The sequence below is a fragment of the Lentzea sp. NPDC042327 genome, assembly GCF_040647275.1.
GTDB lineage: Bacteria > Actinomycetota > Actinomycetes > Mycobacteriales > Pseudonocardiaceae > Lentzea.
Genome location: NZ_JBEZBX010000016.1, coordinates 112,357 through 132,461, shown reverse-complemented (window position 1 = coordinate 132,461; position 20,105 = coordinate 112,357). Strand labels below are relative to the sequence as shown.

General features: G+C 69.4%; 25 protein-coding genes. 11 read left to right on the top strand and 14 right to left on the bottom strand.

From position 1 onward, the window contains the following. The first annotated feature begins 3 nt into the window (after positions 1 to 3). From AB0A63_RS32965 to AB0A63_RS32940, 6 genes are all read left to right on the top strand, one after another. Positions 4 to 1,488, top strand: coding sequence for an alpha-amylase family glycosyl hydrolase (locus tag AB0A63_RS32965; RefSeq protein ID WP_360398137.1), 1,485 nt, complete (start codon positions 4 to 6; stop codon positions 1,486 to 1,488). A gap of 193 nt (positions 1,489 to 1,681) precedes the next feature. Then, positions 1,682 to 2,443: a DeoR/GlpR family DNA-binding transcription regulator gene (locus AB0A63_RS32960; protein ID WP_360398135.1), complete on the top strand. Its 762-nt coding sequence runs from the start codon at positions 1,682 to 1,684 to the stop codon at positions 2,441 to 2,443. A gap of 118 nt (positions 2,444 to 2,561) precedes the next feature. Further along, positions 2,562 to 3,899: a sugar ABC transporter substrate-binding protein gene (locus tag AB0A63_RS32955; protein ID WP_360398133.1), complete on the top strand. Its 1,338-nt coding sequence runs from the start codon at positions 2,562 to 2,564 to the stop codon at positions 3,897 to 3,899. A 13-nt stretch (positions 3,900 to 3,912) separates the two neighbouring features. Next, a complete protein-coding gene (locus tag AB0A63_RS32950; RefSeq protein ID WP_360398131.1) occupies positions 3,913 to 4,845 on the top strand; it encodes a sugar ABC transporter permease in 933 nt (310 codons plus the stop codon). After that, positions 4,842 to 5,657 (top strand): carbohydrate ABC transporter permease, encoded by an 816-nt coding sequence (locus AB0A63_RS32945; RefSeq protein ID WP_360398129.1) that lies wholly within the window; start codon positions 4,842 to 4,844, stop codon positions 5,655 to 5,657. The genes AB0A63_RS32950 and AB0A63_RS32945 overlap by 4 nt, the downstream gene beginning before the upstream one ends. Next, positions 5,654 to 6,643, top strand: coding sequence for a zinc-dependent alcohol dehydrogenase family protein (locus tag AB0A63_RS32940; protein WP_360398127.1), 990 nt, complete (start codon positions 5,654 to 5,656; stop codon positions 6,641 to 6,643). The genes AB0A63_RS32945 and AB0A63_RS32940 overlap by 4 nt, the downstream gene beginning before the upstream one ends. A 42-nt stretch (positions 6,644 to 6,685) precedes the next feature. Here the strand turns inward: AB0A63_RS32940 and AB0A63_RS32935 are convergent, their stop codons facing one another. The 3 genes from AB0A63_RS32935 to AB0A63_RS32925 all read right to left on the bottom strand — a co-directional run bounded on the left by AB0A63_RS32935 (position 6,686) and on the right by AB0A63_RS32925 (position 7,518). Beyond that, a complete protein-coding gene (locus tag AB0A63_RS32935) occupies positions 6,686 to 7,066 on the bottom strand; it encodes an Imm1 family immunity protein (protein WP_360398125.1) in 381 nt (126 codons plus the stop codon). Between the two features lie 61 nt (positions 7,067 to 7,127). Beyond that, a complete protein-coding gene (locus AB0A63_RS32930; RefSeq protein WP_360398123.1) occupies positions 7,128 to 7,337 on the bottom strand; it encodes a DddA-like double-stranded DNA deaminase toxin in 210 nt (69 codons plus the stop codon). Beyond that, a complete protein-coding gene (locus tag AB0A63_RS32925; RefSeq protein ID WP_360398274.1) occupies positions 7,282 to 7,518 on the bottom strand; it encodes a hypothetical protein in 237 nt (78 codons plus the stop codon). The genes AB0A63_RS32930 and AB0A63_RS32925 overlap by 56 nt, the downstream gene beginning before the upstream one ends. 169 nt (positions 7,519 to 7,687) lie before the next feature. On the opposite strand from AB0A63_RS32925, the gene AB0A63_RS32920 reads away from it, so the two are divergent. From AB0A63_RS32920 to AB0A63_RS32905, 4 genes are all read left to right on the top strand, one after another. Further along, the gene (locus AB0A63_RS32920; RefSeq protein WP_360398121.1) at positions 7,688 to 7,978 is read left to right on the top strand and encodes a hypothetical protein; all 291 of its coding nucleotides are present in this window, start codon (positions 7,688 to 7,690) and stop codon (positions 7,976 to 7,978) included. Beyond that, the gene (locus AB0A63_RS32915) at positions 7,957 to 9,831 is read left to right on the top strand and encodes an ATP-binding protein (RefSeq protein ID WP_360398119.1); all 1,875 of its coding nucleotides are present in this window, start codon (positions 7,957 to 7,959) and stop codon (positions 9,829 to 9,831) included. Before AB0A63_RS32920 ends, AB0A63_RS32915 begins: the two co-directional genes overlap by 22 nt. A 15-nt stretch (positions 9,832 to 9,846) precedes the next feature. Next, complete coding sequence (locus AB0A63_RS32910) at positions 9,847 to 10,488, top strand: response regulator transcription factor (protein ID WP_360398117.1); 642 nt, start codon at positions 9,847 to 9,849, stop codon at positions 10,486 to 10,488. 113 nt (positions 10,489 to 10,601) lie between these two features. Then, complete coding sequence (locus AB0A63_RS32905) at positions 10,602 to 11,153, top strand: radical SAM protein (RefSeq protein WP_360398115.1); 552 nt, start codon at positions 10,602 to 10,604, stop codon at positions 11,151 to 11,153. On the opposite strand, the gene AB0A63_RS32900 is transcribed toward AB0A63_RS32905, so the two are convergent. From AB0A63_RS32900 to AB0A63_RS32855, 10 genes are all read right to left on the bottom strand, one after another. After that, a complete protein-coding gene (locus AB0A63_RS32900; RefSeq protein WP_360398113.1) occupies positions 11,137 to 11,250 on the bottom strand; it encodes a DUF397 domain-containing protein in 114 nt (37 codons plus the stop codon). The two genes, AB0A63_RS32905 and AB0A63_RS32900, sit on opposite strands and share 17 nt — an antisense overlap. Before the next feature lie 37 nt (positions 11,251 to 11,287). Continuing rightward, a complete protein-coding gene (locus tag AB0A63_RS32895) occupies positions 11,288 to 12,133 on the bottom strand; it encodes a DUF5753 domain-containing protein (RefSeq protein WP_360398111.1) in 846 nt (281 codons plus the stop codon). Between the two features lie 61 nt (positions 12,134 to 12,194). After that, entirely contained in the window at positions 12,195 to 13,130 is a 936-nt protein-coding gene (locus AB0A63_RS32890) for an asparaginase (protein ID WP_360398109.1), read from the bottom strand. Positions 13,131 to 13,134: 4 nt separating this feature from the next. Then, positions 13,135 to 14,031 carry an NAD-dependent epimerase/dehydratase family protein gene (locus AB0A63_RS32885; protein ID WP_360398107.1) on the bottom strand — a complete coding sequence of 299 codons (897 nt, stop codon included), beginning with the start codon at positions 14,029 to 14,031 and terminating at the stop codon, positions 13,135 to 13,137. A gap of 61 nt (positions 14,032 to 14,092) precedes the next feature. Next, entirely contained in the window at positions 14,093 to 14,776 is a 684-nt protein-coding gene (locus AB0A63_RS32880; RefSeq protein ID WP_360398105.1) for a polysaccharide lyase family 7 protein, read from the bottom strand. A gap of 111 nt (positions 14,777 to 14,887) precedes the next feature. Continuing rightward, on the bottom strand, positions 14,888 to 15,457 hold the full coding sequence (locus AB0A63_RS32875) for a cupin (RefSeq protein ID WP_360398103.1): 570 nt from the start codon (positions 15,455 to 15,457) through the stop codon (positions 14,888 to 14,890). Next, positions 15,454 to 16,053: a methylthioribulose 1-phosphate dehydratase gene (gene mtnB / locus AB0A63_RS32870; protein WP_360398101.1), complete on the bottom strand. Its 600-nt coding sequence runs from the start codon at positions 16,051 to 16,053 to the stop codon at positions 15,454 to 15,456. The genes AB0A63_RS32875 and mtnB overlap by 4 nt, the downstream gene beginning before the upstream one ends. Next, the gene (mtnC, locus tag AB0A63_RS32865) at positions 16,050 to 16,706 is read right to left on the bottom strand and encodes an acireductone synthase (protein ID WP_360398099.1); all 657 of its coding nucleotides are present in this window, start codon (positions 16,704 to 16,706) and stop codon (positions 16,050 to 16,052) included. Before mtnC ends, mtnB begins: the two co-directional genes overlap by 4 nt. Beyond that, entirely contained in the window at positions 16,703 to 17,704 is a 1,002-nt protein-coding gene (locus tag AB0A63_RS32860; RefSeq protein ID WP_360398097.1) for a s-methyl-5-thioribose-1-phosphate isomerase, read from the bottom strand. The genes mtnC and AB0A63_RS32860 overlap by 4 nt, the downstream gene beginning before the upstream one ends. After that, positions 17,704 to 18,804, bottom strand: a complete 1,101-nt coding sequence (locus AB0A63_RS32855; protein ID WP_360398095.1) for an acyl-CoA dehydrogenase family protein — start codon at positions 18,802 to 18,804, stop codon at positions 17,704 to 17,706. The genes AB0A63_RS32860 and AB0A63_RS32855 overlap by 1 nt, the downstream gene beginning before the upstream one ends. A 139-nt stretch (positions 18,805 to 18,943) precedes the next feature. Between AB0A63_RS32855 and AB0A63_RS32850 the strand changes: the two genes are divergently transcribed. Further along, a complete protein-coding gene (locus tag AB0A63_RS32850; RefSeq protein WP_360398093.1) occupies positions 18,944 to 19,147 on the top strand; it encodes a cold-shock protein in 204 nt (67 codons plus the stop codon). On the opposite strand, the gene AB0A63_RS32845 is transcribed toward AB0A63_RS32850, so the two are convergent. Next, positions 19,140 to 19,622: a hypothetical protein gene (locus AB0A63_RS32845; protein ID WP_360398091.1), complete on the bottom strand. Its 483-nt coding sequence runs from the start codon at positions 19,620 to 19,622 to the stop codon at positions 19,140 to 19,142. The two genes, AB0A63_RS32850 and AB0A63_RS32845, sit on opposite strands and share 8 nt — an antisense overlap. Between the last annotated feature and the right edge of the window lie 483 nt (positions 19,623 to 20,105).

Here is a 20,105-nt window from a genome sequence, read left to right as displayed (position 1 = left end):
CGCATGAGCTGGTGGCGCAACGCATCCATCTACCAGGTCTACCTCCGCAGCTTCGCCGACGGCAACGGTGACGGCGTCGGCGACCTCGCCGGCCTCAGGCAGCGTCTCCAGCACATCGCCGGACTCGGGTTCGACGCGATCTGGCTCAACCCCTGGTACCCCAGCCCGCTGGCCGACGGCGGGTACGACGTGGCCGACTACCGCGACATCGAGCCGGTGTTCGGCACGCTGGCCGATGCCGAGGAGCTCATCGCCGACGCGCACGACCTCGGCATCCGGATCATCATCGACCTGGTGCCGAACCACTGCAGCGACCAGCACCCGTGGTTCAGGGACGGGTTGTGGGACCGCTTCCACATCCGGGACGGCGAGGAGCTGCCGAACGACTGGAAGTCGCGGTTCGGCGGGCCCGCGTGGAGCAAGCTCGACGACGGGCGGTGGTACCTGCACCTCTACGCCGCCGAGCAGCCGGACTTCAACTGGGAGAACCCGGTGGTCCACGCCGAGTTCGAGGACATCCTGCGCTTCTGGCTCGACCGGGGTGTCGACGGGTTCCGCATCGACGTGGCCGACGGGCTGGTCAAGGACTTCTCGAAGCCGGACGCGGACCTGCCCTACTCCGACCAGGACGGCGTGCACGAGATCTACCGGCACTGGCGCAAGGTCGTCGACGAGTACGACGGCGACCGGATCCTCGTCGGGGAGATGTGGCTGCCGGACCCGGAGCGGTTCGCGCGGTACCTGCGCAACGACGAGATGCACAGCGCGTTCAACTTCGACTTCCTGTGCTGCCCGTGGAACGCGGCCGAGCTGCGCAAGGTCGTCGACAGCACGCTCGCGGCGCACGAACCCGTGGGCGCGCCGCCGACCTGGGTGCTGTCCAACCACGACGTCACGCGGCACGTCACGCGGTACGGGCGGGAGAAGACCGGGTTCTCGTTCGCGGACCGGCAGCACGGGGCGCCCACGGACTTCGAACTGGGCACGAAACGGGCCCGCGCGGCGATCATGCTCACGGCGGCGCTGCCCGGTGGGGTGTACGTCTACCAGGGCGAGGAACTGGGGTTGTGGGAGGTCGAGGACCTGCCGGACGAGCTGAGGGAGGACCCGGTGTGGCACCGGTCGGGGTTCACCGACCGCGGGCGCGACGGGTGCCGGGTGCCGCTCCCCTGGTCCGCTGACGACGGTCCGAGCTGGTTGCCGCAACCGGAGAACTGGCAGGAGTTCTCGGTCAGCGCGCAGACCGGCGAACCGGGGTCCATGCTGGAGCTGTACCGGCGGGTCTTCGCCCTGCGCAAGGCCGTCGAGGGCGACCTGGAGTGGCTCGACCTGGGCGAGGACGTGCTGGCGTTCCGGCGCGGCGACCACACCTGTGTCGTCAACCTGTCCGGCCACCCGGTCGCGCTGCCCGGGACACCGGTGGTGACCAGCGTGCCGCTCGACGACGACGGCAGGCTGCCGGTCGACGCGGCTGCCTGGTTGGGCTAGAAACGGGCCATTCGGACACCCGAAACGGGCATGCCCGAAAGCCGCGTCCCAGGTGGGCGCGGCTTTTGCCATGTGAAACGGGCTGAAACCGGGCAAGATGTCACTCTGTTGTGGTACCGACCACAACGTTTCAGGGGTGTTTCATCTATGCACAGCCCGAACGGGCATCAGCAGATCCGAACGGGCAGGTGACATGCGAGCCGAGGACCGCAAGCGCCGCATCCTGGCCAGGGCTCGCGCCGACGGGCGCGTCGACGTGGTGGAGATGGCCCAGGAGCTCCAGGTCGCACCGGAGACCGTCCGGCGTGACCTGCGGTTGCTCGACGAGCACGGGCTGGTGCGGCGCACGCACGGTGGCGCGGTTCCGGTCGAGAGCGCCGGCTTCGAGACCGGTCTGCGGTTCCGGGCCGGGTCGCACGTGCCGGAGAAGCGGCGCATCGCGAAGGCCGCGGCCGAACGGCTCGACGACGCCGAGACGGTCTTCATCGACGAGGGTTTCACGCCGCAGCTCGTCGCGGAGGCGTTGCCGACCACCAACCCGCTCACGGTCATCACCGCGTCGCTGCCGACCGCGGCGGCGATGTCGGAGCACCCGTCGTGCGTCGTCCTGCTGCTGGGCGGCCGGGTCCGCGGCCACACGCTGGCCACCGTGGACCACTGGGTGCTGCGGATGCTCGGCGAGATGGTGATCGACCTGGCTTACATCGGTGCGAACGGGATCTCCCGCGAGCACGGTCTGACCACGCCCGACCCGGTGGTCGGCGCGGTGAAGGCCAAGGCGCTCAGCGTGTCCCGGCGGAAGATCTTCGTCGGGGTGCACACGAAGTTCGGCGTGTCGAGCTTCAACCGGTTCGCCGAGATCGGCGACCTGGAGGCGATCGTCACGGACTCGGGCCTGTCCGCCCACGAGGCCCACCGCTACTCCTTGCTCGGCCCCAAAGTGATCAGAGCCTGAGGGCGTCTGCAAGTACCGCCAACAGCCAGTTGGCGGTACTTGCAGACGCCAGGACAAGCCCCTGACGGGTACGCCTGGTGTCTTCGCCGTGCCCGAAATCCCCCGAAAGGAACCGACGATGTCGTCGATCCGCACGCTCGGCGCCGCGACCGCTGTGCTGCTCCTCGCTTCCGCCTGCGCGGGCGCCGGCGGTGGCGGAGGCGGCGGTGCCGACTCCGTGAACGTCCTGATGGTGAACAACCCGCAGATGCAGGACCTGCAGAAGCTCACCGCGGACAACTTCACCAAGGACACCGGCATCAAGGTGAACTTCACCGTGCTGCCCGAGAACGACGTCCGCGACAAGATCAGCCAGGACTTCTCCAGCCAGGCCGGTCAGTACGACGTCGCCACGATCTCCAACTACGAGGCGCCGATGTTCGCCAAGAACGGCTGGCTGGCGCCGATGGACGACTTCGTGGCCAAGGACAGCGCCTTCGACCAGGCCGACATCCTGGAGCCGATCAAGCAGTCGCTGACCGCTGCGGACGGCAAGGTGTACGCGCAGCCGTTCTACGGCGAGTCGTCGTTCCTCATGTACCGCAAGGACATCTTCGAGGCCAAGGGCGTCACGCTGCCGGAGAAGCCGACCTGGCAGCAGGTCGCCGAGGCGGCGCAGAAGGTCGCGACGCCCGAGGTGCGCGGCATCTGCCTGCGCGGCCAGCCGGGCTGGGGCCAGGTCATGGCGCCGCTCACGACGGTCGTGAACACCTTCGGCGGCACGTGGTTCACCAAGGACTGGCAGGCGCAGGTCAACGCGCCGGAGTTCAAGGAGGCCACCAAGTTCTACGTGGACCTGGTGCGCAACCACGGTGAGGCGGGCGCCCCGCAGGCCGGGTTCGCCGAGTGCCTGAACAACATGACGCAGGGCAAGGTCGCGATGTGGTACGACGCCACGGTCGCCGCCGGTCTGCTGGAGGCCGCCGACTCGCCGGTCAAGGGCAAGCTCGGCTTCACCCAGGCGCCGGTCGTGAAGACCGACAGCTCCGGCTGGCTCTACACCTGGGCGTTCGGCATCCAGAAGGCCTCGAAGAAGCAGGACGCGGCCTGGAAGTTCGTCTCGTGGGCGTCCGGCAAGGGCTACGAGGAGCTGGTCGGCAAGAACCTCGGCTGGTCGAAGCTGCCCGACGGCAAGCGCGCGTCGACCTACCAGCGCGCCGAGTACAAGCAGTCGTCCGGCTCGTTCTCCGCGATGGCCGAGGCCGCGATCAAGAGCGCGAAGCCGCTCAACCCCGGTGTGCAGGAGCGTCCGGCGCCCGGCATCCAGTTCGTCGGCATCCCCGAGTTCACCGACCTGGGCACGCAGGTGTCGCAGCAGATCAGCTCCGCGATCGCGGGTGCGGTGAGCGTCGACGAGGCGCTGAACAACGGTCAGGGGCTCGCTGAGAAAGTCGCCGCGAAGTACAAGGGCCAGTGAAGGGGCCGTTGACATGGCAGTCATGACGCAGGCGCGGCCGGACACCGACGACCGGCCGCCGCCCGTCCCCCGCAAGAAGACCAACCGGTGGGTCACGCGGGCACCGCTGCTGCCCGCGCTGATCTTCCTGATCATCGTGACGCAGCTGCCGTTCGTCGCCACGCTGGTCATCTCGTTCATGAAGTGGAACTCGCTCGACCCCGCCAACCGCGGGTTCGCCGGGTTCGACAACTACGTCAACGTCTTCACCGACCCCGACCTGCGCTCGTCGGTCGTCAACACCATCGTGCTGACGGCGTCGGTCGTGCTCATCAGCCTCGTCCTCGGGCTGGGGCTGGCCCTGTTGCTGGACAAGAAGTTCGCCGGCCGCGGGCTGGTGCGCACGCTGCTGATCGCACCGTTCCTCGTGGTGCCGGTGGCGGCGGCGCTGATCTGGAAGCACGTGCTCTACAACCCGGAGTACGGCCTGTTCAACGGCATCCTGAACTGGCTGGGGTTCGACGCCCAGCCGGACTGGATCTCCAGCATGCCGATGACGGCGGTCGTGCTGTCGCTGGTGTGGCAGTGGACCCCGTTCATGATGCTGATCCTGCTGGCGGGCCTGCAGTCGAAGCCGGTCGAACCGGTCGAGGCCGCGACGATCGACGGCGCGTCGTCGTTCCAGATCTTCCGGTACCTGACGTTCCCGCACCTGCGGCAGTACCTGGAGCTCGGCGGTCTGCTCGGCTCGATCTACGTCGTGCAGAACTTCGACGCCGTCTTCACCATCACGTCCGGTGGTCTGGGCACGGCGAACCTGCCGTACATGATCTACCAGACCTTCTACCAGGCCCACGAGTACGGCGAGGCCTCCGCGGCCGGCGTGATCGTGGTGGCGGGGTCGATCATCATCGCGACGTTCGCGCTGCGCACGGTGTCCTCGCTGTTCAAGGAGGAGAAGCGATGACCGCCAAGTGGATCGGCCGCGCTTGGGGCGCGCTCGCCTGGTTCTGCGGCCTGGTGTTCTTCGCGCCGGTGGCGTGGATGTTCCTGACCTCGCTGCACAGCGAGTCGGACGCCGCGACCAACCCGCCGTCGCTGCTGGCGCCGCTGACGCTGGACGGGTACGGCGAGTTCTTCGACGCCGGCGCGTGGCCGCCGCTGCTGAACTCGTTCAGCGCGTCCATCGGCTCGACGATCATCGTGCTGCTGCTGGCGATCCCGGCCGCGTACGCGTTGTCGATCAGGCCGGTGGAGAAGTGGACGGACGTCCTGTTCTTCTTCCTGTCCACCAAGATGATGCCGGTCGTCGCGGCGCTGCTGCCGATCTACCTGTTCGCGCAGTTCTCCGGGATGCTCGACAACATCTCGTTCCTCACGCTGCTCTACACCTCGATGAACCTGCCGATCGCGGTGTGGCTGATGCGGTCGTTCCTGTCCGAGGTGCCGAAGGAGATCCTGGAGGCCGCGTCGATCGACGGTGCCGGCCTGCTGACGATCCTGCGCAGGGTCGTGGCGCCGATCGCGATGCCGGGCATCGCGGCGACGGCGTTGATCTGCTTCATCTTCAGCTGGAACGAACTGCTGTTCGCGCGGGTGCTGACCGGTGTCGTCGCCGGTACCGCGCCCGTCTACCTCACCGGGTTCGTCACCTCGCAGGGCCTGTTCCTCGCGAAGGTGTGCGCGGCCGCGGTCGTGGTGTCTCTGCCGGTGCTCATCGCCGGGTTCGCCGCCCAGGACAAGCTGGTCCAGGGCCTTTCGTTGGGAGCGGTCAAGTGAAAGCAGCAGTGATCACGGGCGTCGGGTCCGTCGAGGTGACCACTGTGGACGATCCCAGGTGCGGTCCGCGCGAAGTGGTCGTGGACGTGGCGGCGTGCGGCCTGTGCGGCACTGACCTGCACATCCTGCAGGGCGAGTTCGCACCCACCCTGCCGGTCGTGCCGGGCCACGAGTTCGCGGGCACGGTCGTGGAAATCGGTGCGCAGGTCAACGAGGTGAAGGTCGGCGACCGCGTGGCCGTCGACCCGTCGCTGTACTGCCACGAGTGCCGGATGTGCCGCAACGGCAAGAACAACCTGTGCGAGCGCTGGGCGGCCATCGGCGTCACGACGGCCGGTGGCGCGGCGGAGTACGCGGTGGCGCCGGTGGCGAACTGCGTGAAGCTGCCCGACCACGTGCGGACCGAGGACGCGGCGCTGATCGAGCCGCTGTCGTGCGCGGTGCGCGGCTACGACGTGCTGCGCTCGCAGATGGCGTCCCGGGTGCTGATCTACGGCTCGGGCACGATGGGCCTGATGATGCTCCAGCTCGGCAAGCTCACCGGCGCGTCGTCCATCGAGGTCGTCGACCTCAACGCCGATCGGCTCAAGACGGCGCAGCAGCTGGGCGTCACGGCCACGGCGGCGTCGCCGGACGAGCTGGACCGGCCGCAGGGCTGGGACCTCGTCATCGACGCGACCGGCAACGAGAAGGCCATCCAGGACGGGCTGGGCCGGGTCGCGAAGGGCGGCACGTTCCTCCAGTTCGGCGTCTCGGACTACTCGGCGCGGGTCACGATCGAGCCGTACAAGATCTACAACCAGGAGATCACGATCACCGGCTCGATGGCGGTGCTGCACTCCTTCGAACGGGCGGCCGACCTGTTCGCGACCGGGGTGCTCGACCCGGAGGTGTTCATCAGCGACCGGCTGCCGCTGGCCGACTACGCCGGCGCGCTCGACCAGTTCAAGGCCGGGAAGGGCCGCAAGATCCAGGTCCTGCCGTAGCAACCGCGGGTTCTGCCTGCTCTGCGCAGGCAGAACCCGTGCTCAGTCCTCGACCTCGTGCAGCGCGGCGAAGTCCGGTGGGATGAACCCGTCGTGTTCGAGATAGGCCGACAGCACAGCCCGCACTGCCGCAAGCGGCACGACGTGGCGCGACGGGATCTCCTGCACGTGACCCGCGTAGTCGAACAGGACGGTGCCGTCGGCGTCCGACGCGCCGATCGTCGCCCGCGAGGAACTCCACAGCTCGTAGACGAAACCGGACTCCGGCCCGATGCCCGCTTGAAGCGCGGGAAAGGCGTACGGGTTCTCGTCGTCGACTCCGATCTCCACGATCGAGGCGATCGATTCGCCTTCCGACAGCGCGATCACCTGAGCGATCAGCTCGGCCAGCTCGTCGTGAGTGCTGACGAGGAGCGGAGACATGCCGGTTTCGTGGTCGAAAACGGCTCTGAGTGTCACCACGGCGCCTTCTCACCTCCTGTGATCATCTGCTCATACCGTTGTTGCGCATGCGCACCGCGAGCTTCGTTTCAACATGCGAGGCCACGAACGGCACACCGCGACGGGGCATGTCGAGGCTCTTGAGGAACTCGGCGGCAGCATCAGCCTCCGCTCCCCCGCCACTCACGATTTCCTGATCAGGGGAATCTGGTGTGAACCACCGCCCGTACGTCTTCTGGCCTCGTTCCTGCACAGGTGGTGGCAGCCGACCCCGAAGTCGTGCGATGTGTTCTGAGGTGAGCCCAACCGGCGACACCGACCAGGCGCCGGGCATCTTCGGCCAGGTCCGCCGCGGTGTGCGCCGCGCCGATCGCCTGGCTGATCTTGTCGAGCACCAACCGGAGCTTTTCCCCGACTTCGCCGAGTGTCGGCACGGCGCCACCTCCACCGCAGCCGATGATGGCACGGGGGGACAACCGGAAAAGCGGTCATCGCGATGCAGGTCCTACCCTGAGTCACCAGCGCAACCCCGCGTGGCCCCGATCGTCGCAACGATCGGGGCCACCCGTGTATCTGGGGTGTGCACGACGGCTCCTACTGGGCATGTCGAAGTCCGAGCAGAAAGCCGGGCAGGAAGTACAGCTGCCGCCCTACTTCTCGACCATGTCAGACGAAGAGCTCCTGTCCTGGTACGCGGAGCTTCAGGCGCGGGCGATGAGCCCGCAGCCTGGTGACGTCGATTTCGACCACGCCCACCGGCCGGGCAAGCCGATGACCGTGGAGCAGCTGCGGCACCGACTGCTCACGTTCCAGGGCTGGCCGGGCGGGTCCGGGCTCAGCACGATGGACTCCGGTTCTCCGTTCCACAACCTGTGGCACTGGCTCAGCGCCTGACCCGCGGCGAGGTCGCCCTCGCCAGGGTCGTCGGCGCGCTGGTGGCCGCCTGTGTGCTCTACGCCGTGGTGCACACGGCGCTCACCGGCGCGGTCTCGCATCCCCGCAACTGGCTCGTGGCCTTCGCCTGCACCCTGCTCGGGGTGCGGGTGATCGGTCACGTGGAACGGTCGGCCGTCGGCTGGTTGCTGCTCGTCATGGGCCTGTTCGGCGGGATCACGGTCGCCGTGGCGGGCCAGCCGGTCGAGCACCCGGCGCGGTGGGTGGAGGCGTGGGTCTGGTGGCCGACCTACGCGCTGCTGCCCGCTGTGGCGCTGGTCTTCCCGAACGGCAGGCCGTTGGGGCACCGGTGGTGGTTCGCCATCGGCGCGAGCCTGGTGAGCGCCGTCCTCGGCACGGTCGGGCTCGCCTGGGGGTCGTGGGGTGACCCGGCGGGTTTCTGGGAGCACGCGGGTGGCGGGCTGGCCAAGGGCATCACGGTGGTCGCCGTGCTCGCGGCCGGGGTGTCGGTGGTCGCGGCGGTGGCGGCGTTGTTCCTGCGCTGGCGGCGGGCCGAGGGGGACGAACGCCGGCTGCTCGTGTGGGCGTTCGCGTTGCTGGCGCTGGCGGTCGTCGCGACGGCGCTGGAGACCACGGACGGGCACTTCGCGTGGGTCATCGGGGTGCTGGCGTTCCCGGCGGCCGCGGTGATCGCGATCGTGCGGTACGGGCTGTACGACATCAGCCTGCTCATCCACCGGTCGTTGCTCTACGGCACGCTCACGGTGGCGTTGCTGCTCATCTACCTGGGTGTGATGCTCGCGGCCGGTCAGTTGTTCAGCAGTGACGCCGAGGTCATCGGGGTCGTGGCGGCGGGGCTGGTGTTCGCGCCGTTCCGCAGCTGGGTGCAGAAGAAGCTCGACCGGTGGCTTTATGGCGAACGGTCTGACCCTTATGCCGCGCTGTCGACGTTGAGCGAGAAGCTCGAACGGTCCCAGGACGTGCTGCCGACCGTCGCGCAGACGGTCGCCGAGTCGTTGAAGCTGCCGTACGTCGCGATCCGCGGCGGGTCGGTGCTGGCCGAGCACGGGCGCAGCCGCGGGTGGCCGCAGCTGCGGTTCCCCATGACCTACCGCGGTGCCGCGGTCGGTGACCTGGTGGTCGAGCCGCGTGCGCCGGACGAGCGGTTGAGCGACAAGGAGCTCAGCCTCCTGGTCGACCTGGCGCGGTCCACCGCACCGGCCGCCCAGTCGATGAAGCTGACGGCCGATCTGCAACTCGCTCGCGAACGGCTCGTGCGTGCGCGCGAAGAAGAACGGCTGCGGCTGCGGCGCGACCTGCACGACGGCGTGGGACCGGCGTTGGTGGGCATCCGGTTGCAGCTCAAGGCATTGCGGCGGTCGATGGGTGAGGCGCTGGACCCGGTGCTCGGTGACGTCGACTCCACGGCGGGCGAGGTGCGCAGGCTGGTGGACGGGTTGCGGCCACCGATCCTCGACCAGGGCTTGGCGCTGGCGGTGCGGGACGAGGCCGCGCGGTTCCACGGCGAGCTGGCGGTGCGCGTCGAGGTCGAGGAGGTCGAGGGCCTGTCCGCCGCGGTCGAGGTCGCCGCCTACCGGATCGTCGCGGAGGCGTTGACGAACACCGCACGGCACTCGGGCGCACGGCACTGCGTCATCACGGTCCGGCACGACGGCGACCTGGTCGTGGAGATCACCGACGACGGCCGCGGCGTGGCACCGGACGCGACGCCCGGCGTCGGGCTGGACTCCATGCGAGAACGCTGCGCCGAACTGGGCGGATCGTGCACAGTGGGACCCGCACAACCACACGGCACTCGGGTGGTCGCGCGGCTTCCGCTGGAAGTCCGCTGATGCGGGAGGTTCTCGATGGCGCGGGTCGTGATCGCCGACGACCACCCGGTGTTCCGGCGCGGCATGAAGGCGTTGCTGGACGGCGAGGACGGCATCGCGGTGGTCGGCACGGCGGCCGACGGCGTCGAGGCCGTGGAGGTCGTGCTCGCCACCCGCCCGGACGTCGTCGTGCTCGACCTGCACATGCCGCGGCTGGGCGGTGTCGAGGCCGCGAAGCAGATGCTGGCGGCCCTGCCGGAGGTCGGCGTGCTCGTGCTGACGATGCACGAGGACGACGAACTCGTCTTCGCCGCGATGCGGGCCGGCGCACGCGGGTACCTCGTCAAGACCACGGACGACGACGAGATCGTGCGCGCGGTGCAGGCCATAGGAGCCGGTGAGGCGATCTTCAGCGCGACCATCGCCCAGCGCATGATGGGCTACTTCACGGCGATCTCGTCGTCCAAGGCGGTGGCGTTCCCGCAGCTGACCGACCGCGAACGCGACGTGCTGGAGCTGATGGCCTCCGGCAAGGACAACGCCTCCATCGCGCACCGGCTCAGCCTCTCGCAGAAGACCGTCCGCAACCGGGTCTCCGCCATCTTCACGAAACTCCAGGTCGCGGACCGCGCGCAGGCCATCGTGGCGGCACGGGAAGCAGGCCTAGGCAGCTCTTGACCACGCGCCGGTCAACCGCCGTCCCGGCCGGTTCGGGACACCGGTCACCTGACAGCGGGACACCTCCCCGGCTTCGATCGGCGCATCCGCCGAGCCTTCAGGGAGCCCTGCCCATGGACATCACCTGGGACGTCGCACACGCGCGGCTCAGCCACGACCGCATGCTGCACATCGCCAAGGCGCTCATCTCCATGCGCCCCGACGCGGTCACGCTCGGAGGGGGCGAACCCCTCGGCGTGCCCGGCCTGTTCGAGATCGTCGAGAAGTTCCGCCGAGCCGGCATCGACGTCGTCCTGCGCACGTCCGGCAAGTCGCTGCACCCGTCGATGGTGCGCACGCTCCTGGCGTCGTGCGCCCGCATCGAGGTGTGCGCGATGGCGTTCACCCACGCCCTGCACGCGTTGCACCTGCTCGACGTGGGCGCCGCCAAGCTCGACCGGCACGCCGTCTTCGGCCTTGACGCCACCGGCATCCGGCGCGGCTTCGACCGGCTGGAGGACTTCTGCGCCACCACGGCGTTCGACCTGCCGCGCCTCGCGTTCATCGCGCTCGGCGACACCATCGGCCGCGACCACGCCCAGTACCTGCAGTCGCTCGCCCCTCAGACCGTCCGCGTGACGGTCGAGACCGCGAACACCTCGGTCGCCGTCAGCCGATCCAGCTGACGAGCGCGCGCCACGCGGGAGTCGAGAACGTGAGCACGTCACCGCTCACGTTCTTGGTGTCCCGCACGAGCGCGTCCTGGGCCAGTGACACCTCCACACAGCTGCTTTCGCCCGTTCCACCGCTGTAGCTGCTCTTACGGAAGGTCCGTTCGCCGGTCATCGAGGTCCTCTCGCAGTCCGCTGACGTACTCGGCCAGCTTGCTCCGCGATTGTTCCTCATCCAACGCGACCTCATCCAGCCGCCGAAAGAGCCGCCTGGCGCGCTTCACGGCCCTGTCTTCCTGTGCGAACACATGCGCCAGCTCGGTTTCCGTGTACGTCACCGGTGACGCCTTTCCGAACTCGTACAGCGCACACGCCGACCGGAACGCGGTGAAGTTCGCGGGCACCACCCGGAGGATGTGCGTGTTGAACAACAGCCGGAGGTACTGGTCCTCCATGAGCGCCGCATTGCCCAACCGTGCCTGCAACGCGCGTTCGTGAACGTAGAACAGGCACTCCGGCCGGTTGTGGCTCCGCAGGATCGACTGCCGGTCCATGCGCGCCTGCACGTACTTCCGGATGTCCTCCGGCGCTTCGAGTCCTACGTCCTCGAACAGCGCCCACGCGTAGTCCTCCGTCTGAAGGAGGCCGTGGGGTGTGAGCACGTCGTAGGCCGTGATCTTCGTGGCCATCGCCTCGGTCATGGCGAGCGTGCGCAGGTTGTCGGGCACCTGCGCGAGGTAGAGGTCGAAGGCGTTGTAGTACCGGCGGCGGAAGTCCGTCAGGAACTCCAGGTCCTTGCCGCACGTCGCGAGGTACTGGGCCAGGTCGATCTCACTGGCGCGGGCTTTGCCCAACTCGATGTCGGACACCTTGCTCGGGTCCCAGCCGAGGTGCAGTGCCATCGCGCGGCCGTGGAACGGCGTGCAGGACTCCCTTATCCGGCGGAGCTCGTCGCCGAGGTCCCGGCTGTACGGCGTGGAGGTGATCGCGGTCATTCCGGGGACGCTATGGCGTGGAATGAAACCAAGTAACTGGCTCGTTCGGGTGAAAACAGAGCTAGAAAACCCCGCCGCGAGCTGCGAATACGTCGTTGATAGGCACCATCGCGCCGAGGGCGAGCCGCAGCAGCACGCGTGCCTTACGGGGACATAGCCAGCCGGCCATCACCGCGCCGCGCTGGATGAGGTCGGACTCGGAGCCGGTGAAGCCGTAGGTGTTCTGGAACGTGGTGCCCGCGCCCGTCCGCGTGGCGACGACGACCGGGAACCGCGCCCGTGAGATCGCCGCGGCCATGCCCGCCGACACGTGCCCGACGCCCGTCGCGGCGATGACCACTCCCCCGACGTCGAGCCAGTCGAGCAGGGTGCCGTCGTCGTCGATCGTGGCCTCGACGAGCGGGACCGGTGGCACGGTGCGGGGCCGTGGCAGGGCGGGCAGCCGGTGGGCGGGGTGGAAGTAGTGCGGGGCGCCCTCCACGACGAGACCGAGCGGGCCGGGGAAGGAGCTGAACGCGCTGGGCAGGCTGCTGTGCGTCTTGCGGACCCAGCGGGCGGCGTGGACCTCGTCGCCCAGCACGAGGAGCGCGCCGCGACCGCGGGAGTTCTCGGCCCGGGCCACGGCGACGGCCGCCGCGAGGTTCGCCGGGCCGTCCGCGCCGGGCAGGCCGGGGTGGCGCATGGCGCCGGTGACGACGAGCGGGTGGTCGTGCGGCCACAGGCAGTCGAAGAAGTACGCGGTCTCTTCGAGGGTGTCGGTGCCCTGGACGATCACCACACCACTCGCGCCCTCGGCGACCTGCCGGTCGGCCCAGTCGAAGGTCTCCAAGAGCACGTCGAACGTCAGCGAGGCGCCGGGGGTGGTGGCGAGGGTGGCGATCTCGCCGACCTCCAGGCCGCCGACGAGGTCCCGCGCGCCCAGGGTCGGTGACACCGCGCCGGAGCCCGTCATCGTGATCGTGCCGCCGAGCGATGCCACCGCCACCTGTGAGCCCATGCGCTCACGATAAGGGCATCTCGTGTTCGAGCCAGTCCGTGAGGGACGGACGCGAGGGGCGCCAGCCGAGGGCGCGGGCGCGGGTGGCGCGGACCCGGCTGTTGGCGCCGAGCGCGTAGCGGGCGAACCCCTCGCCCCACGCGGCACCGGCTTCCTCCAGGCCCCACGGCCGCACCGGGCCGAGGCCGAGGCGGCGGGCGATGGCCTGGCCGATGTCGGCGAACGAGACGTCCTCACCGCCCGCCACGAAGTACAACCCGGTGGCCGCGGGCTCGGTGAGGGCCAGGAGGTAGAGGTCGGCCATGTCGTCGAGGTGCACGGTGGACCAGCGGTTGAGGCCGCGGCCGACCACGCGGACCACACCGCTGCTCCTGGCCTGCTCGACCAGCGGCGGGACCAGGACGGTCTGCGGGCGGGGGCCGGTGCCGGTGCCGTAGACCAGCGAGTTGCACAGGACGACCGAGCGCAGGTCCGCGTCGACCACGGCGCGGTCGAGGTCGTAGCGGGCACGCCGGACCGGGTGGTCCCCCGGGGTGAACGGCACGGCGTCGTCGACGACGGTGCCGGACGGCCCGCCCTGCGCGTCGTCACCGACCACGCTGGTGCCGCTGGTGTGGACCAGCACCTTGTCCGTGCCGCGCAACGCCTCCACGAAGGTGTCCACCGCACCGCGGTGGTCGCTGTTCGCGGTGTTGACGACCGCGTCCGCCCGCCGGGCCTCCCGGTCGAGCAGGGCGGTGTCGCCGAGGTCGCCGACGACCGGGTCGATGCCCGCCGCGGCCAGCTCGCCGACGACGCCGGGGGTGCGGGTCAGGCCGCGCACGGTGTGGCCGGCGCCGATGAGCCGCCTGGCGACGGCGCCGCCGATGTAGCCGCCGGCGCCCGTGAGGAAAACGTGCATGGGTGAAACCTGCCAGCCGCGACCCGACCCGCACCACTTCCGTTGCCGTTCCGGCAAAGGATCACTGGCGCCAGTAGGTGATGTTGCGGAAACGGGCCTCCGCGCGGCCGCTGCCGTGGTGGTAGACGCCGTTCTTGAAGTACCGCGTGGCCGGGCCCTCGTCCTGGTGGGTGAGTTTGAGGGTGCCGTTGTAATAGGTCTTCACGGTGCCGCGCCCGCCCGCGACAGCGGTGTGCTCCACGCGAATGCGGAACCACTTGTTGTAAATGCCGGTCGCGATGACCTGGTCGCTGTCCTTGCGCAGGGTGCCGCCGTTGATGTTGGCGACGTTGAGCATCACGTCGGTGGCGCGGGTGCCGTCCGGGCGGCTGCCGCGCAGGATCTGCACGACCGTCGGGCCGCTGACGCCGGACGGGATGTAGACCTCGCCCTCCCAGGCGCGCGACCCGCTGGAGTACTCCTGGTTGAAGCGCAGCTCGGTGCGGGGATCAGTTGGGCTGCCAGGGGTGTGCGGCTCGTCGTAGTCGTAGACCCACATGGTGTGGACGCCGCCTTCGAACTTGTAGCGCGCGCTGGTGGCGAGGTTGTGCGGCTTCTGCACGGTGTAGGTGTACGGCGCCGAAACCCATTGGGCAGAGGGCGGCTGGGCGAGGGCCTGACCGGCCGGCGCGACGAGCAGGGGTGCGGTGAGGGCGAGGGCGAGGGCGAGCACGGAACGGCGTGGGTGGAGCGCAGGGGTTTCCACGGTGAATCCCTCCGACCTTCGACAAGTGGTCTGCACCACTTTGGGGGCACGAAGGCGGAGGGATCAACAGTTCTCCGGAATTCCGGGACAACATTCAGATGGGCGAACTTTTCACATTCCTGAACCGGAGACCAGCTCGTCGAAGGTGGGGAACTTCGTGGCGATGTCGCTGCCGGTGAAGTTGCCGACCCAGCCGTCGTCGTCGTGGAAGAACCGCACCGACACGTAGTCCGGCTTCGTGCCCATGTCGAACCAGTGCGTGGTGTTCGCCGGGACGCTCAGCAGGTCGCCCTCGGTGCACAGCACGCCGTACACCCTGTCGCCGATGTGCAGGTAGAAAACACCGGCGCCACGGGCGAAGTAGCGGTCCTCGTCGTCGTCGTGCGTGTGCTCGGCGAGGAACCGGTTGCGGAACTCGACGGCCTTCGCGCGGTACTCGTCGGTGTCGGCGGGGGTCATCTCCATCGCGTCGACGTAGGTGTAGCCCTCCGTCTCGCTGACGCGGGCGATGTCCTTCTCATACGCCTGCAACGCGTTCTCGGCCGTCACACCGTCCACGACGGACCAGCGGGAGAACCGCACGCCGTGCTCCTTGAGCGCGGTGGCGACCTCCTCGGGGTCGCTGGTGCGGAGCAGGGTTTCCTCGGGGCCGGAGTCCGGCCACACCGTCAGCAGCGTCATGCGTGCCTCCCCGTGAAGGTTTCCGTGCGCGTCTCCACCTTGAAGCGCAGCAACCACTCCAGGCATTCCAGCCGGTGCCGGGCCTGCACCAGGTCGTCGCCCCAGACGTAGACGCCGTGCCGTGCCACGATCAGCGCGGGCGTGCGCGGGTCGAAGCCCTTCTCGAAGGCGTCGCCCAGCTCGACCATGTCCTGCGAGTTCGGCACGACCGGGACGACCACCTCCTCGTGCGCGTACCGGCCGAAGCCCTTGAGCATCTCCAGGTCCTTGAGCACCACGCCGTCCGGCCAGTGCTCGGCCGCCACGACCGGCGCCAGCGCGTGGACGTGGACGACCGCGCCCGCCCCGGCGACCTTCGCGATGCGGGCGTGCAGGCCCGCCTCGGCGCTCGGGACCTTGTCGCTGTCCACGGCGGCGCCGTTCTCGTCGATCACGACGCTGTCCTCGGCGGTGATCTCGCCCTTGTCGACGCCGCTGACCGTGACCGCGAGCCGCAGCGGATCGCGTTGCAGGACCACGGAGAGGTTGCCCGAGGTGCCGCGCATCCAGCCCATCGCGGCGAACCGGGCGCACTCGCGGGCGAGCTCCGCGGTCACGACAGCTCCCACACCGTCGGGTGCGGCGCGAAGTCGGCGTTGGCGTACGGCTCGCCCGCGCGCGCGACACCGACCGTCTTCCAGCCCGCCTCCTGCGCGGCGTGCAGCTCCGCGGGAACGTCGCTGTAGAAGGTGATGTCGTCGGACCGCAGCGTCTCGGCGATCTTGTGGTACGACGCGGCCTCGCGCTTCGGGCCGGCGTTGACCGTGTCGAAGTGGTGCTCCAGCAACGGGGTCAGGTCGCCGTCGGTGGTGTGCCGGAAGAACGCGACCTGGCCCGCGACCGAGCCGCTGGAGAAGATCGCGAGCTTCACGCCCTCGCCGTGCCACTTGCGCATGGCGGGCACGACGTCCGGGAAGAACTCCGCCACCAGGTCGCCCTGCGCGTAGCCCTGCTGCCAGATGAGGCCCTGCAACGTCTTGAGCGGCGTGACCTTCTGGTCGGCGTCCATCCAGTCGTGCAGCGCCTTCACGACGTCGTCGTGACCGGACAGCTCCTTGACCTGCGCGACCGCGTCGGCGACCACGGGGTCGTCACCGTGCTGCTCGATCCACGGCCCGAGCCGCGGGCGCGCGTAGTCGTAGAGGACGACCAGCACCTGGTCCGTCGCGCTCAGCGTGCCCTCGATGTCGAGCACGACCCACTTGCTCACCGCTGTTCTCCCTCGTAGTACTCGTCCAGCTCCCCGGCGCGGAAGACACCGCGGTCGGTCACCACGTCGGTGACGAACCGCGGCGGCGTCACGTCGAACGCCGGGTACAGCCCCTTCGCCCGCGGCGTGGCACTCGGCCGGCCGAGCACCTGCAGCACCTCGGCGCCATCGCGGTACTCGATCTCCACGTCCTGCGCCGTCGGCGCGTTCAGGTCGGGCGCCTGCACCTGGGCGTGGAACGGCACGCCGAACGCGTGCGCGGCCACGGCCAGGCCCAGTGTGCCGACCTTGTTCACCACGTGCCCGTCCATGGTCACCCGGTCGGCCGCCGTGACCAAGGCGTCGACCTCACCGCTCTGCAACACCGCCGCGCCCATGCCGTCGGTGATGAGCGTGGTGTCGACGCCCATCTCGATCAACGTCTCGGCGGTGAGCCGGGCGCCCTGCAGGTACGGGCGGGTCTCCGTGCAGAAGAACTTGAGCCGCTTGCCCCGCCGCTGGGCGGCTTTGACCGTCTCCGTGAGGTAGAGGTCGGCCCAGCAGTGGGTCAGGACGGTCGCGTCGTCGGGCAGCAGGGCCGCGGTGTGCTCGCCGAGCGCGCGGCTCTTGCCGCGGTAGCGCTCGTCCCCGGTGCGGGCGCCGTCGAGCGCCCGGCTGACGTCCCGGTGCTCGTCGACCGCCTCCAGGACGACCGCGGTGGCCTTGCGCAGGGCGTTGTTGGTGCGCCGGGTGTTCTCCAGCACGTGCGCGGTGGCGGCGAGCTGCTGCCTGGCCTGCTCGAACGGCAGGTGTTCGAGGGTGCGGGCCTTGAGCACCATGCCGTAGAGGACGGCGAAGTACGGTCCGGAGGACTGGGTGACCATGTCCTCGACGGCCTTCGCGACCTCCTCGGCCGTCCGGCACAGCACCCACTCGCGTTCGAACGGGAAGCGGCGGCGGTCCAGGACCAGCACGCCCTCGTCGGTGAGCCGGACCGAGTCGGCGAGAACGGGTTCCATCAGCTGTACCCGGTGTGCGCGGGACGGGCACCGGTGAGGAAGTGCTCGCCGACCTCACGGGCCTTGTAGACGACCGGGTCGTGCAACGTGAGCGTGCGCGCGTTGCGCCAGAACCGGTCAACGCCGTACTTGGCCGCCGTGCCGCGCGCGCCGACCTGTTCGAAGATGCGGCTGGTGACGTCGTTGACGAGCTTGGTGCTGACCACCTTGGCGGCGGAGATCTCGACGGCCACCTGCGCGCGCTTCTGCGGCGTGAGGTGCCGACCCAGCTCACTGGCCTCCCAGAGCAGCTCGGCCGCCCTGTCCGCGAGCAGCCCGGCCGCCTTCGTCTGCGCCACCATCTCGCCGTAGGCGGCGACGACGTACGGGTCCTCGGTGGCGGCGTCGACCCCGCTGACGAACCACGGGCGGGTCTTCGTGCGGGTGTAGTCGGCGGCCTCCTCCAGCGCGCCCTCGGCGATGGCGACGTAGAGCTGCGCGAGCACGAGCTGGAACCCGATCGCGGCGAGGCTGAGCCGCGGGTCCTCGTTCGCCGGCTGCACGCCCAGGACCTCGGAGACCTCGACGTTCTCGAACACGACCCCGCCGGACGCGGTGAGCCGCTGACCGATGTTGTCCCAGTCGTCCAGGTAGGTGATTCCCGTCGCTTTTCCGTCGAGCAGGAAGGTCAGCTTCTCGCCGTTGTCGGTGCGCGTCGCGCTGACCACGATGCGGTCGGCGACGCTCGCGCCGGTGGCGAACGTCTTGCGCCCGTTGAGCAGGAACCCGGAGCCCGTGGGCGTCAGTTCGAGCGCGGCGTCGAGCGGGTTGCTGACCCCGGCCCAGAACTGGTCGTCGTGGCGGGAGAAGGACGTGTCGAACAGGCCGGAACGCCAGACCTGCAGGTAGTGGTACCCGAGGAGGTGCCCGGCGTTGGCGTCGGCGGCCCCGATGACCCGGGTGACCCGCTGCTGCACGGCCCAGTCGCCGACGTTCAGCAGGCCGCTCTGCCGGAGCAGCTCCACCTCCTTGGTGGGCGGCTGGTTGGCCCGGTCCCGGTCCGCCGCGTCGGACCTGAGCGTCGCCGCGACGTCCCGCGCGACGTCCAGCCAGTTCGTCATCCCTGCTCCTCTCGGTGGCACCCGTGCCAACTTACTTCTTCACACCACCGGGCTAACCACGATGTGAGAAGGACGCGGACCTGGCACACTGGGTCCTACCCCGGTCTCCGGGGTTGGCAGACTTTAGGGAGCATTTCGCATGGCGCAGGGCACCGTTAAGTGGTTCAACGGCGAAAAGGGCTTCGGATTCATCGCCCAGGACGGCGGCGGACCGGACGTTTTCGTTCACTACTCGCAGATCTCCGGCAACGGCTTCAAGTCGCTGGACGAGCAGCAGCGCGTGGAGTTCGAGATCGGGCAGGGTCAGAAGGGACCGCAGGCGCAGGACGTCCGCGTCATCTGATTTCGCTCTTGGTGTGACGAAGGGCCCGTTCAGCTCCGCTGGACGGGCCCTTTCGCATGCTCAGGCCTCGGCCGACGACGAGGATGACGGCGAGGACGAGCGCGCCGCCGTCCGTGACCAGCGACGGCAGCATGCCCACCAGGCCGAACTCCTCTCTCGCGGCCGCCCACATCTCCGGCGGCACCATGAACACCCCGGCGGCTTGGGTGACGTTGACCGCGAGGACCGGCCAGAAGAGCCACCTCGGCGGGCTCTTGAGCAGGGCGAGGACGCCGAGGGCGTTGCCGGCGATGTAGAGACAGCCGACGACGCGGAACGTGGTCAGGAACTGGCCGGCGGTGGCGGGGTCGGCGTTCGCCTTCACCATCATCAGGGTGAGCGTGTGGTGGTTGACGACCACGAACGCGTGCAGTGCCGTGCCGATGGTGAAGATGATCGAGGCGATGCCGGTCAGCCTCCGCAGTCCGTCGTCCATGGTTCTGATGGTGGCGAGGGGGCGGGGTGGGGGCATCCGGGGCGTCCCTGAGGTTTCCCGGGGGCTCTGACCTGCGGTTCCCGGAAATGTCAGACCTCGTCGTCATCCTGGGTTCTCCACGACTTCGCGTCCGAGGAGGACCAGTGATCGACAGCACGCACCTCGCCTCCGCCGTCAACGCCAGGGTCGTCCAGCTCGCCCGCTGGACGTGGCGGCACCCGCGGGAGGTGAACCGCCGGGTCGGCGTGAGGTCGCGCCGGGGGTGCGACCGAGGGGCAGATGCGGGAGGCGCTGCGGTACGTGGAGGAGCGGCTGCGTGCCGTGCTGGCCCCGCCGGGGCGAGGAGGTCCGGGAGGGGCGCTGGAGTGAGAAGGCCCTGGAAGGTGGGTCGTCGGGATGACGCGTAGCCCGGCGAGGTCTGTGCCGCGCGGAACCCGCGCCGTGCGGCGAGCGGCACCGCAGCGAGCGGCACCGCAGCGAGTG

Excerpts from the sequence above, each read along its gene's own strand:
- AB0A63_RS32965 (WP_360398137.1), top strand. The coding sequence starts at position 4 with ATGAGCTGGTGGCGCAACGCATCCATCTACCAGGTCTACCTCCGCAGC.
- AB0A63_RS32955 (WP_360398133.1), top strand. The coding sequence starts at position 2,562 with ATGTCGTCGATCCGCACGCTCGGCGCCGCGACCGCTGTGCTGCTCCTC.
- AB0A63_RS32875 (WP_360398103.1), bottom strand. The coding sequence starts at position 15,457 with ATGACGCTGCTGACGGTGTGGCCGGACTCCGGCCCCGAGGAAACCCTG.
- AB0A63_RS32920 (WP_360398121.1), top strand. The coding sequence starts at position 7,688 with ATGTCGAAGTCCGAGCAGAAAGCCGGGCAGGAAGTACAGCTGCCGCCC.
- AB0A63_RS32845 (WP_360398091.1), bottom strand. The coding sequence starts at position 19,622 with ATGGACGACGGACTGCGGAGGCTGACCGGCATCGCCTCGATCATCTTC.
- AB0A63_RS32890 (WP_360398109.1), bottom strand. The coding sequence starts at position 13,130 with ATGGGCTCACAGGTGGCGGTGGCATCGCTCGGCGGCACGATCACGATG.
- AB0A63_RS32960 (WP_360398135.1), top strand. The coding sequence starts at position 1,682 with ATGCGAGCCGAGGACCGCAAGCGCCGCATCCTGGCCAGGGCTCGCGCC.
- AB0A63_RS32895 (WP_360398111.1), bottom strand. The coding sequence starts at position 12,133 with ATGACCGCGATCACCTCCACGCCGTACAGCCGGGACCTCGGCGACGAG.
- AB0A63_RS32935 (WP_360398125.1), bottom strand. The coding sequence starts at position 7,066 with ATGTCTCCGCTCCTCGTCAGCACTCACGACGAGCTGGCCGAGCTGATC.
- AB0A63_RS32860 (WP_360398097.1), bottom strand. The coding sequence starts at position 17,704 with ATGGAACCCGTTCTCGCCGACTCGGTCCGGCTCACCGACGAGGGCGTG.
- AB0A63_RS32910 (WP_360398117.1), top strand. The coding sequence starts at position 9,847 with ATGGCGCGGGTCGTGATCGCCGACGACCACCCGGTGTTCCGGCGCGGC.
- AB0A63_RS32855 (WP_360398095.1), bottom strand. The coding sequence starts at position 18,804 with ATGACGAACTGGCTGGACGTCGCGCGGGACGTCGCGGCGACGCTCAGG.
- AB0A63_RS32950 (WP_360398131.1), top strand. The coding sequence starts at position 3,913 with ATGGCAGTCATGACGCAGGCGCGGCCGGACACCGACGACCGGCCGCCG.
- AB0A63_RS32885 (WP_360398107.1), bottom strand. The coding sequence starts at position 14,031 with ATGCACGTTTTCCTCACGGGCGCCGGCGGCTACATCGGCGGCGCCGTC.
- AB0A63_RS32850 (WP_360398093.1), top strand. The coding sequence starts at position 18,944 with ATGGCGCAGGGCACCGTTAAGTGGTTCAACGGCGAAAAGGGCTTCGGA.
- AB0A63_RS32945 (WP_360398129.1), top strand. The coding sequence starts at position 4,842 with ATGACCGCCAAGTGGATCGGCCGCGCTTGGGGCGCGCTCGCCTGGTTC.
- AB0A63_RS32905 (WP_360398115.1), top strand. The coding sequence starts at position 10,602 with ATGGACATCACCTGGGACGTCGCACACGCGCGGCTCAGCCACGACCGC.